Origin of the sequence: Flavobacterium kayseriense (genome assembly GCF_014305095.1) — a bacterium.
Lineage (GTDB): Bacteria > Bacteroidota > Bacteroidia > Flavobacteriales > Flavobacteriaceae > Flavobacterium > Flavobacterium kayseriense.
On record NZ_JACRUI010000001.1, the window covers coordinates 918,120 to 931,274 of the forward strand.

General features: G+C 36.2%; 13 protein-coding genes. 4 read left to right on the plus strand and 9 right to left on the minus strand.

Annotated features, from left to right (window positions below; all coding sequences use genetic code 11):
• Positions 1–34: 34 nt before the first annotated feature.
• The 6 genes from H8R22_RS03895 to H8R22_RS03920 all read right to left on the minus strand — a co-directional run bounded on the left by H8R22_RS03895 (position 35) and on the right by H8R22_RS03920 (position 6,240).
• Positions 35–1,318, minus strand: coding sequence for an MFS transporter (locus H8R22_RS03895; protein ID WP_187008840.1), 1,284 nt, complete (start codon positions 1,316–1,318; stop codon positions 35–37).
• Positions 1,318–3,006 (minus strand): single-stranded-DNA-specific exonuclease RecJ, encoded by a 1,689-nt coding sequence (gene recJ / locus H8R22_RS03900; protein ID WP_187008839.1) that lies wholly within the window; start codon positions 3,004–3,006, stop codon positions 1,318–1,320. Before recJ ends, H8R22_RS03895 begins: the two co-directional genes overlap by 1 nt.
• A 27-nt stretch (positions 3,007–3,033) precedes the next feature.
• Entirely contained in the window at positions 3,034–3,378 is a 345-nt protein-coding gene (locus H8R22_RS03905; protein ID WP_187008838.1) for a HopJ type III effector protein, read from the minus strand.
• An 11-nt stretch (positions 3,379–3,389) separates the two neighbouring features.
• Complete coding sequence (locus H8R22_RS03910) at positions 3,390–4,442, minus strand: flavin monoamine oxidase family protein (protein ID WP_187008837.1); 1,053 nt, start codon at positions 4,440–4,442, stop codon at positions 3,390–3,392.
• Positions 4,443–4,445: 3 nt separating this feature from the next.
• Complete coding sequence (gene rsmI / locus H8R22_RS03915) at positions 4,446–5,162, minus strand: 16S rRNA (cytidine(1402)-2'-O)-methyltransferase (protein ID WP_187008836.1); 717 nt, start codon at positions 5,160–5,162, stop codon at positions 4,446–4,448.
• Between the two features lie 61 nt (positions 5,163–5,223).
• On the minus strand, positions 5,224–6,240 hold the full coding sequence (locus H8R22_RS03920) for a hypothetical protein (RefSeq protein ID WP_187008835.1): 1,017 nt from the start codon (positions 6,238–6,240) through the stop codon (positions 5,224–5,226).
• Between the two features lie 238 nt (positions 6,241–6,478).
• Between H8R22_RS03920 and H8R22_RS03925 the strand changes: the two genes are divergently transcribed.
• Positions 6,479–7,081 carry a thymidine kinase gene (locus H8R22_RS03925; RefSeq protein ID WP_187009589.1) on the plus strand — a complete coding sequence of 201 codons (603 nt, stop codon included), beginning with the start codon at positions 6,479–6,481 and terminating at the stop codon, positions 7,079–7,081.
• Positions 7,082–7,243: 162 nt separating this feature from the next.
• Positions 7,244–7,648, plus strand: coding sequence for a YMGG-like glycine zipper-containing protein (locus H8R22_RS03930; protein WP_187008834.1), 405 nt, complete (start codon positions 7,244–7,246; stop codon positions 7,646–7,648).
• 78 nt (positions 7,649–7,726) lie between these two features.
• Here the strand turns inward: H8R22_RS03930 and H8R22_RS03935 are convergent, their stop codons facing one another.
• The 3 genes from H8R22_RS03935 to asnS form a co-directional block, all read right to left on the minus strand.
• On the minus strand, positions 7,727–8,032 hold the full coding sequence (locus H8R22_RS03935; RefSeq protein ID WP_187008833.1) for a hypothetical protein: 306 nt from the start codon (positions 8,030–8,032) through the stop codon (positions 7,727–7,729).
• Positions 8,033–8,186: 154 nt separating this feature from the next.
• Positions 8,187–9,653 carry an RNA polymerase factor sigma-54 gene (gene rpoN / locus H8R22_RS03940; RefSeq protein ID WP_187008832.1) on the minus strand — a complete coding sequence of 489 codons (1,467 nt, stop codon included), beginning with the start codon at positions 9,651–9,653 and terminating at the stop codon, positions 8,187–8,189.
• A 93-nt stretch (positions 9,654–9,746) separates the two neighbouring features.
• On the minus strand, positions 9,747–11,183 hold the full coding sequence (asnS, locus tag H8R22_RS03945; RefSeq protein WP_187008831.1) for an asparagine--tRNA ligase: 1,437 nt from the start codon (positions 11,181–11,183) through the stop codon (positions 9,747–9,749).
• Between the two features lie 583 nt (positions 11,184–11,766).
• Here asnS and H8R22_RS03950 point away from each other — a divergent pair.
• Together H8R22_RS03950 and H8R22_RS03955 are read left to right on the plus strand one after the other, a co-directional pair.
• Entirely contained in the window at positions 11,767–12,225 is a 459-nt protein-coding gene (locus H8R22_RS03950) for an RNA methyltransferase (RefSeq protein ID WP_187009588.1), read from the plus strand.
• Between the two features lie 111 nt (positions 12,226–12,336).
• Positions 12,337–13,116, plus strand: a complete 780-nt coding sequence (locus tag H8R22_RS03955) for a TlpA family protein disulfide reductase (RefSeq protein WP_187008830.1) — start codon at positions 12,337–12,339, stop codon at positions 13,114–13,116.
• Positions 13,117–13,155 lie beyond the last annotated feature (39 nt).

The window sequence follows — 13,155 nt, forward strand, 5'->3', positions numbered from 1 at the left end:
TTATTTATAATTATTCTAAATAAAACTATAGTTTTTACTCTTGGTTTTCGTGGTCTTCAATATCTTTTCGCAAATCTAGTTTTCTAAAAGTAGGTGATATTAGTGCAGTGGTGGCAACTATAAGTAAGGTCATGCTTCCCCCAAAAACTACTGCCGTCACCGTTCCCATTAATTTAGCGGTTAAACCACTTTCAAACGCACCCAATTCGTTTGAAGAACCCACAAACATAGAATTTACCGAGGCTACTCTACCACGCATGTGATCGGGAGTCTTTAATTGCAAGATTGTTTGTCGAATAACAACCGAAATACCATCAAAAACACCACTCAAGAACAAAGCCGCTAGTGAAACCCAAAATATCGTAGACAGTCCAAAAACAATGATGCAAATACCAAACCCGAAAATGGCGGTTAATAATTTCATTCCAGCATTTCTACTTAACGGTACATAGGCAGTTATTAGCATCGTCAAAAAAGATCCAATTGCTGGAGCTGCTCGTAAAAAGCCAAATCCCTCTGAACCAACCTTTAAGATATCTTGTGAAAAAACAGGTAATAATGCCACCGCACCACCAAATAATACGGCGACCATGTCTAGCGTAATAGCTCCCAAAACGGTTTTGTTGTTAAATACAAATTTGATACCCTCCGTTAAACTCTGCATCACGGGTTCGCCGATTTTTGGATTTAAAATTGGTTTTTTTTCAATTTGTGATAAAGCTAGTAAAGCTAGTATAGAGCAAGCAAATACAGTACACATAGACCAATGAACGCCAATTAATGTAATAGAAAAACCTGCTACAGCTGGTCCTACTACCGAAGCGATTTGCCAAACTGAACTACTCCAAGTTGCAGCATTAGGATATAGTTTTTTAGGAACAATTAGGGATAAGAGTGAAAATATTGTTGGTCCTAGAAAAGCACGTACTAATCCGCCTAGAAACACTAGAAAATAAATGGCATATAATAAAGTTTGCGTAGCGTAAGAACTCACGACTGCTGGCCAAGTCAACAAAAACAAACCAAAACTAATTACTGAAAAGGCCAGTATGCATTTGATAAGCAGTCCCTTTTTTTCTTTTTGATCTACAATATGACCAGCAAATAAAGCCAAGGAAACAGCAGGAATTACTTCCATTAAACCAATAATTCCTAATGAAAGAGGATCTTTGGTAATACTGTACACTTGCCATTCGATTACAATAAACTGCATCGACCAAGCGAAAACCATAGCGAAACGAAGTAGTAAAAAAATATTGAATTCTCTGTAGCGTAAAGCTGCATAGGGATCTTTTTTCTTCGTGGTTTCAGTGCTCATTATTTGATGTTTTTTAGTCGTAATTGTACGGTTGTCGTTCCCTTCCACTCATTTTCGTCAATGCAGTAAACCGCTTGAAATGGTTGGTGGTTTTTTGTTAGTTCTATTTTATCACCTATCCCAAAACCAATAGCTGTTATGCCTTCAGAATTATTTTGCTTCACAAATAATTTTAAATGTTCGTCGTCAGAACCCAAAGTTTTTGCATAGCCCGTATCAGTGATGTTTTTTGTTAAAAAAACAGGAGTCATGTTTAATGGTCCATACGGTTCAAACTGTTTCAAAATCCGAATGAGCTTTGGGCTGATGTCTGTAAAATTAATTTCAGCATCTATTTCTATTTCCGGAACACGTAAATTTTCCGGAATGGTATCTTGTACTTGTTTTTCGAAAGCTTCCTTAAAAGCAGGATAGTTTTCAGGTTTTATCGTCATTCCTGCGGCGTACATGTGACCTCCAAATTGTTCTAGATGGCTAGCACAAGCTTCGAGGGCATTATACACGTCGAATCCTTTTACAGATCGTGCCGAAGCAGCATATTTGTCTCCGCTTTTTGTAAAAACTAAGGTAGGACGGTAATAGGTTTCTATAAGTCGAGAAGCAACAATACCAATAACACCTTTGTGCCAGTTCTCTTGAAAAACGACAGAGGTAAACCGTTCTTGTTCCTGATTTTCGGTTATTTGGATAAAAGCTTCCTTAGTTATTTGTTTGTCTAAATCTTTTCGATCTGAGTTGTATTGCTCAATTTCAGAGGCAAATTGTTGGGCTTGCTCAAAATCAAATTCAGTCAATAATTCAACCGCATGGTTCCCGTGCTTAATGCGTCCCGCAGCGTTAATTCTGGGTGCTATAATAAAAACGACATCCGTAATATCTAATGTTTGCTTTTTTATTTGATGCACTAAAGCTTTGATTCCGGGTCTAGGATTAGCATTTATAACCTGTAGACCAAAATAAGCTAAGACCCTATTTTCTCCAGTCATAGGAACAATATCTGCTGCAATAGCCGCGGCTACTAAATCTAAGTATGGTACTAAATCACCAATAGTCTGTTGTCTATTTGATCCTAATGCCTGAATCAGTTTAAAACCAATTCCGCAGCCACACAGCTCATCATAAGGATAATTACAATCGTCTCTCTTCGGGTCTAAAATAGCGACTGCATCAGGTAAAGTACTGCCAGGTCGGTGGTGATCACAAATAATAAAATCGATGTTTCGCTCTTTTGCGTAAGCGACATGATCTATTGATTTTATACCACAATCTAGAGCTATGATTAACGTAAAACCATTGTCTTCCGCAAAATCAATTCCTTTGAATGAAACACCGTATCCTTCGTCATAGCGATCAGGAATATAAGTTGCTACTACAGGATAATAACTTTTTAAATAAGAAGAAACGAGAGAAACCGCTGTGGTTCCGTCTACATCATAATCTCCAAATACTAATATGCGTTCCTGATTTTCAATCGCTGTTTCGATTCTAGCAACTGCTTTGTCCATATCTTTCATCAAGTAGGGGTCGTGCAAATGTTCTAGTGACGGGCGAAAAAATAGTTTGGCATCCTCAAACGTCTCGATGCCGCGTTGCACTAAAAGTTGCGCTACAAAATCTTCTACATTTAAGGCTTGAGCCAAATGTTTGATTTTATCTTCAGAAGGTTTCGGTTTTATTGTCCAGCGCATATATTGTAGAGTATAGTAACTTCTTGATTATTTTGAAGTCAGGGCTTCACCGTAAAAAGCAATACCGTCCCAGCTTGATTTCATGAAATCACGAATGTTCTGGTGGTTCGTGCCCTCTAGATCTCCTAAAACCTCTTCACGGTAATATGCTCCAAAGCAAGACAATGTCGCTTCTTTAGACAATTTCTGCAATTCGGCGAAAGCAAATATTTTACAGGAACCAGAGTTTTCTCCTGCGGCATTGTGTAATAACCCATTTTCGAAAGCTGTAGGAGAGAAGTTGTAGTTATTTTCAATTACTGCTATAGTCTCTGAGAAAGTTATTTCTTGAGGCGTTTTATTTAATTTTTCTAAAAAAGAATCGATATTCATATGCTTAGTTTTTAAAATTGTGAGGCAATGTGGATTGCTGCATTAATGGCACCGTCCATATAACCCGGATTTATTGAGGCGGTTTCAGCCCCTGAAAAGTAAAATTTATTGTTGTATAACGATTTCTGGTATGTTATATGACCGTTATTTTGATGTGCCATAACCAACTCTTCATACGGCACAAAAGCAAGTTCTTCTTCGCGCCAAACTTTTTCATGATAGGCTAGATAGTTTTCAGCATCCTTACCAAACAAGCAAGTTAATTGTTTTATGACTTTCTCCTGACGTTCAGCCAAAGTTAACTTATGCGATCCACCGTTTAAAAAACCTTTTAGAGCAAAACCAGTATTGTCAAATGTACTGTGATCATACATTTCCTGTGCAATGCTAGCATGACTAAACAAGGTACCTGAAAAGTTTTTCTCCCTCCAAAATGGAGTTGTATATTCTACAGCAAACTTGATCGATTCGCCCATCCAAGTGTGCGTTTTTTTAGCTACTTGTACAATATCTTCAGGTAAATTAGGTTCGAATACAACTGTTTTTATCAGTAAGTTTGGTGGTATTGTTGATACAACTTTGTCAGCAAAAAACTGATTTCCATTGGTGTCTGTAAGCTCCAGCTGGTTGTGTACTTCTTTAATTGATTTTACTTTCGTACTTGTTGCTATATTTTCGACACCAATTTCTGCAACTAGTTTGTTAATTAAGGTTTGGGTTCCGCCTTGAATTCTATACGAAGGTTCTTCAGTATCTGGAATTTCGAATTTCTGTGGAGGGACAAAAGACATAGTTTCAAATAGAGAAACACCTTTAGTATATTGTCTAAAATATGATATTTCTAGTTTGTCTAGGAATGAAAGTAAGGTAGGGTGTAAGTTTCCAAACCAAGTCGCTCCCATCTCGATGGTGACACCACTTGCTCCAGTTATTGTATTTATGCGTCCACCTATGCGGCTATTTGCTTCAAGAACTAAGGATTGAATTCCTTTTTGTTTTAATAAATAGGCGAGCATTAAACCGGATAGTCCAGCACCTATTATAATCACCTTTTGATTGTTCATTTTTTATTCTTCGTCCTTTTGGAATTTACTTTTTTTAACTTCTTTTACTATTGTTTTTCCTGCAACTACAACTACGATTTCACCCCTAGGGGCTGTTTTTTCAAAATGCGCTAGAACCTCTTTAGCGGTTCCTCTGCGGTTTTCTTCGTGTAGTTTGGATAATTCTCTTGAAACACAAATTTGGCGATCTTCACCAAAATAAGTAATGAACTCTGCTAGTGTTTTTACTAATTTATGTGGTGAAACATAAAGAATCATTGTTCTTGTTTCCTCGGCAAGTTCGAGGTATCGCGTTTGACGACCTTTTTTTTCCGGAAGGAAGCCTTCAAAAATAAATTTATCATTTGGGAGTCCGCTGTTTACTAAGGCAGGCACAAATGCAGTAGCGCCAGGCAAGCACTCGACTGTTATTCCGTTTTCTACACAAGCGCGTGTCAACAAAAAACCAGGATCTGAGATAGCAGGAGTTCCGGCATCAGAAATTAATGCAATGGTTTCGCCTGCTTTTAACCTACTAATTAGGTTTTCTACGGTTTTGTGTTCGTTATGCATGTGGTGACTGTGCATGTGTGTCCCAATCTCAAAGTGCTTCAAAAGTTTTCCGCTAGTTCGAGTGTCTTCAGCAAGTATTAAATCGACTTCTTTTAAGATTCTAATAGCTCTAAAAGTCATGTCCTCTAGATTACCAATAGGGGTGGGAACAATATATAATTTTGACATGTTTTACAACAGTGTATTTAGTTTTAGAAAGAATCAAAAGACCATTTCTATAGATTTTATTTTATAAAAACTTTTTTTCGATTATATCCATAAATCGCTCCGCATAGTTGTCTTTGCCTTCCCAGTTATTATAGTCGGGCTTAACCATCTCTTCGATGAAGTTCTTCGTTTCGTAGAAATTATCAAAAGTGATTAATTGGTTTAGAACTCTATTATAATCTTCATCATTGTTAGCAAAAAGATGTTTGACAAAAGCGATACGGTCGTTCAAATCAATATCAAGTCCTTTTGAAAGTTTGTCATTTAGAGAAACAATTCTTGGAGGTGTATTAACAATAGGTTCTTCTTCTTTAACTATAGTTTTGTTCTCTAAAACAGGCTCTTTTGGAACTGCTTCAAAAACAGTTTCTGCTGGTAATGGAGCTATGTCATCCACTTTTACAAATTGAGGTTCGTTATAATTGGCGCCCAGAAAATCTTCAAATGATATTTGCACTGCTGCTGGCTTCGGCGTTTCAACTTCAACTTCTTCGCTTAACTCAAAGTCAGGTTCAAAAGTTGGTTTAAGCTCTTCACTACTTTTTTCTTTCTGTAGTATAGTCGCTATTTCTTCCTCAGCTTCTTGTTCATGCTTCTCTTCTATCGCTTCAACGCTTTCCTCTCTAATATCGGCTTCAAATTCACCTAATTCCGCATCTTCTTCAACCGCAGGTGCTTCTGGGTTTTCATCTGTTGAAAAGTCTGTTGTAGTTTCTTCTACAGGAATTTCAATAGTTTCTTCAATTGCAGTTGACTGCTCTACTTTTTCAACAGCAGGAACTTCCTCAGTCATTTCGATTACTGTTTCTACAGGAAGTGACTCTTCTTGATCATAGAACATTTCGATATCCTTTTCAATTTCAGTCTGAGAAATTGTAGGCCTAACTGAGCCGTACTGCTCTTCTACAAATTTTAAAACAGCTAGTTTCTCATATAACTTCTGTGTTTCTGCATACAAAAGATTGATGTCAGACTTATTCTTGAGTTGTAAAATTCTATGTGCAATGCTGATCAAGTCGGCTTCTAATCTTTTTTTCATAACAGATGATATAGTGCTTGTGGCGTACGTGTTTCTTGTTTTGTGTAATTTCTATCTTTCAAATAAAATTTTAGCATGCAGTAAAGCAATATTTAATTGGAAATATTTGCTCCTGAATCCTTCAATTGATAAAATTTATCTACTTTTGAATTCATATAAAGGGTGTGAAATTGCCCCTTCTTTTATTACAGTACAAAGTAATAAAAACTATTCATTTTTTAAGTTAGAAAAATACAAAATGTTTCTCGAAAATACAGTAAATCATAAAGAACAATTTGGTTGGATAGAAGTTATCTGTGGCTCTATGTTTTCGGGCAAAACAGAGGAGCTAATCCGCCGGTTAAAAAGGGCTCAGTTCGCCAAGCAAAAGGTCGAAATTTTTAAACCTGCCATTGATACTCGCTACGATGATGAGATGGTCGTATCACATGATTCTAACGAAATCAGGTCGACACCGGTTCCAGCGGCAGCAAATATCGCAATACTAGCGCAAGGCTGTGATGTGGTTGGTATTGATGAAGCGCAGTTTTTTGATGATGAGATTGTTAAAATTTGTAATGATTTAGCCAATCAAGGAATTCGTGTTATCGTTGCAGGGTTAGATATGGATTTTAAAGGAAACCCCTTTGGTCCCATGCCAGCATTGATGGCAACGGCAGAGTATGTTACTAAAGTACATGCTGTGTGCACGCGTACGGGTAATTTAGCGAATTATAGTTTTAGAAAAACTGACAGTGACAAGTTAGTAATGCTAGGTGAAACCGAAGAATACGAGCCTTTAAGCCGTGCAGCGTACTATCATGCCATGAAAAAAAATCAAGACGATAAAAATCAAGACTAGCCTTTTAAATTAGGGTATCTATCCACTGAGGTATAAAAAGGCAGTAAGGTGACCTAACAACTATCTCTTTTTAATATCACAACTAATAGCTGAAATATTATAAAATTTCATCTTGTGTTATAACCTATCTTTGTACTCTGTACAATTTAAAAATAAAAGAAAATGAAATATATTTATGTGTTACTAGCATCGTTGGCAATTGTTTCTTGTCAAAAAAAGGCTGATCAGGCAGGAGTTATAGATGACAAGCAAGTTGTTATTGACTCGATGAAAATGGAGATGGTGAAGCAAAAGGTTATTGACTCTATGAAGATCGAAATGGCAAAGCAAGAGGTAATAAAAGCAACTACGGTAAAAGAAGTTGTAGTGGTAAATCAAGCTGCACCCGCACCCGCTAGAAAAAAATGGAGTAGTACTGCAAAAGGTGCTGTTATTGGTGCTGGAGTAGGTGCTGCTACAGGAGCGATTATTAGCAAGAAAAAAGGAACAGGCGCAATCATTGGTGGTTTAGCAGGTGCAGGCGTAGGTGCTGGTACTGGAGCTATCATTGATGGCAAAAAGAATTAAAGAGTAATAAATAATAAAAAAGGCTGTTTCATGAAAGTGAAACAGCCTTTTTTTTATGACTTAAGTTTACGATGGGTTTTAAAGGCGAACTATTTTTATCGTTTGATAGTTTTCCTTTTTTTCTATCTTTAAATCGTATTTTCCTTTTATAGTATCTGTAATGGAGTTAAATTGTGTTATTTTGTATTTTACTTGATCTAACTCTATCATTGTTTGTTTTGAAGCATTTGAATTAAGAATGGATTGAATTAGACTTTTTTCATTTGCTCCAGCTGAATAGGCGTCGAGGTTAATAGTTTCCCAAGATTTTGTGTCAATGGTATTTTTCTTAGAGGTGCAGCCACTTAGAACTGCTACGAATAGTAAAGAGAGAATTAATCTCATTGTGCCGTTTTTAAAATTCATCTTGACTTTTGTGTTGCTGATAATTAACACTAAAGATAACGAATTTTCTTTCTTAAATACAGAAGCCATAAAGAATTTAATTTTCTTGCGTTTTATTAAATTTTTAATGGCTTCTATCCATAGTTGTTAATCTCTATATTTTCTTCCTCATTCTAGCAACTGGAATATCGAGTTGTTCTCTATATTTAGCAATTGTTCTACGGGCAATTGGATAGCCTTTTTCTTTTAGCAATTCGGCTAATTGATCATCAGGGTGCGGTTTTTTCTTATCCTCCTCCTCGATAATATTTTGCAATATTTTTTTGATTTCTAAGGTTGATACATCTTCTCCTTGATCATTTTTCATGGCTTCTGAGAAAAATTCCTTGATCAGCTTCGTGCCATAAGGAGTTTCTACATACTTACTATTAGCTACGCGAGAAACGGTAGAGATATCTAGGCCTACTAAATCAGCGATATCTTTTAATATCATTGGTTTTAGTTTGGTTTCATCACCATCTAAAAAGTATTCTTCTTGATAATGCATGATGGCATTCATGGTAACAAACAAAGTTTCTTGTCGCTGACGAATGGCATCGATAAACCACTTAGCCGAGTCTAATTTTTGCTTGATAAATTGTACCGCATCTTTTTGAGGTCCTGATTTATCTGTCGATGCTTTATAAGTTTGCATCATTTCCTGATAATCTTTAGATATATGCAGGCTAGGTGCGTTACGGCCATTAAGTGTTAGTTCTAGCTCGCCTTCGACTATACGAATTGCAAAATCAGGGACAACGTTTTCTGTAATTTTATTATTACCGGTAAAAGCGCCTCCTGGTTTAGGATTTAGTTTTTCTATTTCGTGAACGGCCTTCTTTAACTGCTCATTAGATACGCCATATTTTTGAATCAATTTATCGTAATGTTTCTTGGTAAAAGCATCAAATTGGTTTTCAATAATATCAGTAGCTAGATCAACAGATTGGGTTGGTGTTTTATGTTTCAATTGGAGCATTAAACATTCTTGCAAATCACGCGCTCCTACACCTGATGGTTCTAGCTCGTGGATAACATGAAGCATCTTTTCTACTTTTTCTTCATCGGTGTAAATAGCTTGTGTAAAAGCCATATCGTCTACAATGTCAGGAATACTGCGTCGTATGTAACCCATATCATCAATACTGCCCACTAAAAATTCGGCAATATCGCGCTCACCATCGTCCAGAATAAAAGTATTTAATTGATTAATTAAATCTTGATGAAAACTTATTGGAGATGCTAAAGGAGAATCGTGATTCTCGTCATCATCACTGTAATTATTAGCTTGAGTTTTATAATCAGGCGTGTCATCACTACTTAAGTACTCATCGATGTTGATGTCGTCTGCTTCCATGCGATCTGCTTCTGCATCATCATAATCGTCATAATCATCATTTTCAAACTCATCATTTTCGTATTCGTCCTCTTCTTTTCCAGCTTCAAGAGCTGGATTTTCGTTCATTTCTTCTAATAAACGTTGCTCAAAAGCTTGCGTAGGCAATTGAATTAACTTCATCAGCTGGATTTGCTGAGGAGATAATTTCTGTGATAATTTTAAATTTAAGAATTGCTTTAGCATTTATTTTTTTGTTGTTTTTGTTTAATGTCTCAAGTTTCAGGTTGTTGACCTCAAAACTTGAAACGTTAAACCTGAAACTTGAAACATTTTTTTCTAAAATTCCGCATTCATTGGCGTTCTTGGGAACGGAATCACGTCACGTATGTTAGTCATACCAGTAACAAACAATACTAATCTTTCAAATCCTAGTCCAAAACCAGAGTGAACTGCCGATCCGAATCTACGAGTGTCTAAATACCACCATAATTCTTCTTCGTCAATTCCTAAGGCTTTCATTTTTTCGACTAATACATCAAAACGTTCCTCTCTTTGTGAACCTCCTACAATTTCTCCAATTCCAGGGAAAAGGATATCCATCGCACGAACGGTTTTTCCGTCTTCGTTCAAACGCATGTAAAATGCTTTAATATTTGCTGGGTAATCAAACAAGATTACTGGGCATTTAAAATGTTTTTCTACTAAATAACGCTCGTGTTCTGACTGTAAATCAGCTCCCCATTCGTTAATTATGTAGTTAAATTTTTTCTTTTTATTTGGAGTACACTCTCTCAAAATATCAATTGCTTCTGTATAAGATACGCGTTTGAAGTTGTTTTCCAAAACAAAGTTTAATTTTTCAAGCAAAGCCATTTCGCTTCTTTCCGCCTGTGGTTTTGATTTTTCTTCGTCTAATAAACGACCTTCTAAGAATTTTAAATCCTCAGGACATTTGTCAAGTGTATATTTAATTACGTACTGAATAAAATCTTCAGCAAGATCCATATTGTCATTCAAGTCATTAAAAGCAACCTCAGGCTCGATCATCCAGAATTCCGCCAAGTGACGAGAGGTATTTGAGTTCTCCGCTCTAAATGTAGGTCCAAAAGTATAAATCTGTCCCAAAGCCATCGCAAAAGTCTCTCCTTCTAATTGTCCTGAAACTGTTAGATTCGTTTCTTTTCCAAAGAAATCTTCTTTATAATCTACTTTTCCGTCTTCTGTTCTAGGTGTTCCGTCAAAAGGTAAAGCCGTAACTTTAAACATTTCACCAGCACCTTCAGCGTCAGATCCTGTGATGATAGGTGTGTTTACATACACAAAACCTTTCTCCTGAAAATAACTGTGCACTGCGTATGATAATACAGAGCGTACACGCATAATAGCACCAAACATATTAGTTCGCACACGTAAATGGGCATTCTCACGCAAGAAATCAAGACTTGGTTTATTCTTAGGCTGTATTGGGAATTTCTCCGCGTCAGAGTCTCCAAGGATTTCTAGTTTTGCCACTTGAATCTCGAATTTTTGTCCTGCACCTTTGCTTTCCACTAAAGTTCCAATAACTGATATTGCTGCACCTGTTGTAATCCTCTTCAAGGTCTCATCTGGCGTATTTTCAAAATCTACCACACATTGAATATTATCAATGGTAGAACCATCGTTCAAAGCAATAAACTGATTGTTTCTAAAAGTTCTCACCCATCCTTTTGCATTTACTTCATGAAGCGTCTTGGTACTGTTTAGTAAGTCTTTAACTTTTGTATGTCTCATTTTAAGTGTATAGTTGATTTTAAAATTGTCTTAAGTTCTAACTGCAAATATAAATCATTTGTTTCAAATGTCGCAGCAGTAAGTAAGCAATCAGGGCTGACAATGTTGTTTTTTTGTAGCAATTTCCCGCTATCCGCTCTATCTTTTACTTTTTTAAAGAAAAAAAGTAAAAGGATGCCGCTGCTATCGGGGCTAGAGAGTAGGGTGATCAATGATTTTTTTGCTCTTTATGAGGAACGAAGAATCTTTATTAAGTTTGCAACTTATGATGGTTCCTCCCTTCAGCAGATTGATAAATTGGCACAATTTAAGTGATGTTTTTGTCTTTTTTTCTGTAGTTATCTTGTCACTCTGAGGAACGAAGAATCTCTTTTGTCCATGCATTTTAAAAGGGTTATTTCTTTGCAAAAATGACAAGTTTGTATGGCCTGAGGATTGTTTTATATTCTTACATTTTCATTCTGAGGAACGAAGAATCTCTGTCTGTGGAGCAAATTGTGTTTAGAAATAAGTGTTGCGATTACAGGTGTAACAACGAAAACCAAAACTTGGCAAGCTATTTATTAGTTTGTACTTTTACAGCATGAATGATAATTTTACAAAAGAGTACTTCGGGATAGGTATACAAAACGGTAAAACCCCTGAAAATTTAGGCGTACTATGGCGCACTGCTCAAAACTTGGGGGCTAGTTATATTTTTACTATTGGGAATCGATATGCAAAGCAAGCTTGCGATACCCATAATGCAGTGAATTCAATACCCTATTTTCATTATGATACCTTCGAAGATTTTTATAAGAACTTGCCCAAGGGTGCGCGTTTAGTGGGAGTAGAACTTGATGATGCTGCAGCAGATTTAGAAACTTTCGAGCATCCGAGACGTTGTGTCTATTTATTAGGTGCCGAGGATAATGGCCTAACCAAAAAAGCCATTGAAAAATGTCATTACTTGGTCAAATTCAAATCTGAGAAAAGTTTGAACGTATCAGTTGCGGGCAGTATTGTTCTGTATGATAGAGGACTTAATAAACCTAGAACTTGATGTGGATTTTTTTACTTATTGAGCAGTTTGAATTTTAACGGTGGTACTAATATGTAATTATTTAGTTGGCTTCAGATTAAAGTGATTACATTAGTAACTAATTACATCATAATGAAAAAAATTATTTACAGTCTCACTATAATTGTGCTACTTATTTCTTGCTCTAATCCAGCACCATATGGTGAACCCCAAGTGAACCCCTTGGAGATCCAAAAAAGCTTTATGGATTGGTGGACCTATCACTATAATAATGTAATGCTTTCACGAGATTTTGTTGGCCTAGATGCCAATTCAAAAGAAATTAGTAAACAGGAGTTTTTAAAAGCTTTAGGTGACGGCGGTTTTATTCCGATTCGTTTAAAGTCTACTAACGAGGAAAAGTTCTATTACCAACTTTTTAAAATCGAAACTAGTTCAGATACTAGCATACAAGCTACCATTGCACAAGAGTCCTTTACTACATTGCAGAATTTCAAAAAGGAAGGAACACCTTTTCCCAAGTTTTCTTATAAAGACCTCGACGGTAATTTGATAACCAATGAAAACTTGAAAGGGAAAATAGTAGTTGTTAAGTGTTGGTTTATCCATTGTGTAGCCTGCATAGCTGAATTCCCGCAAGTTAATGCTATGGTCGCAAAGTACAAAAACAGAAAGGATATAGTTTTTATTAGTTTGGCTGAAGATTCTCCAGAGCAATTACGTGCTTTTTTAATCAAAAGACCGTTATTGTATTCAACAGTTCCTAACCTCAAAACGTATATGAACACAACGCTTCAAATCAACGGTTTTCCTACTCATTTTATAGTAAATAAGCAGGGCGTTATTGAGAAGGTTACCTCAAATTATCATGATTTAGAGGTCGCGCTAGATAAGGTTAGTAAAATAAATTAATATTAAAAATCCCGTCTAAAAAACGGGATTTTTAATATC

Bases quoted from the DNA above. Each gene is read 5' to 3' on its own strand.
- H8R22_RS03895 (WP_187008840.1), bottom strand. From the start codon at position 1,318: ATGAGCACTGAAACCACGAAGAAAAAAGATCCCTATGCAGCTTTACGC.
- recJ (WP_187008839.1), bottom strand. From the start codon at position 3,006: ATGCGCTGGACAATAAAACCGAAACCTTCTGAAGATAAAATCAAACAT.
- H8R22_RS03905 (WP_187008838.1), bottom strand. From the start codon at position 3,378: ATGAATATCGATTCTTTTTTAGAAAAATTAAATAAAACGCCTCAAGAA.
- H8R22_RS03910 (WP_187008837.1), bottom strand. From the start codon at position 4,442: ATGAACAATCAAAAGGTGATTATAATAGGTGCTGGACTATCCGGTTTA.
- rsmI (WP_187008836.1), bottom strand. From the start codon at position 5,162: ATGTCAAAATTATATATTGTTCCCACCCCTATTGGTAATCTAGAGGAC.
- H8R22_RS03920 (WP_187008835.1), bottom strand. From the start codon at position 6,240: ATGAAAAAAAGATTAGAAGCCGACTTGATCAGCATTGCACATAGAATT.
- H8R22_RS03925 (WP_187009589.1), top strand. From the start codon at position 6,479: ATGTTTCTCGAAAATACAGTAAATCATAAAGAACAATTTGGTTGGATA.
- H8R22_RS03930 (WP_187008834.1), top strand. From the start codon at position 7,244: ATGAAATATATTTATGTGTTACTAGCATCGTTGGCAATTGTTTCTTGT.
- H8R22_RS03935 (WP_187008833.1), bottom strand. From the start codon at position 8,032: ATGAGATTAATTCTCTCTTTACTATTCGTAGCAGTTCTAAGTGGCTGC.
- rpoN (WP_187008832.1), bottom strand. From the start codon at position 9,653: ATGCTAAAGCAATTCTTAAATTTAAAATTATCACAGAAATTATCTCCT.
- asnS (WP_187008831.1), bottom strand. From the start codon at position 11,183: ATGAGACATACAAAAGTTAAAGACTTACTAAACAGTACCAAGACGCTT.
- H8R22_RS03950 (WP_187009588.1), top strand. From the start codon at position 11,767: ATGAATGATAATTTTACAAAAGAGTACTTCGGGATAGGTATACAAAAC.
- H8R22_RS03955 (WP_187008830.1), top strand. From the start codon at position 12,337: ATGAAAAAAATTATTTACAGTCTCACTATAATTGTGCTACTTATTTCT.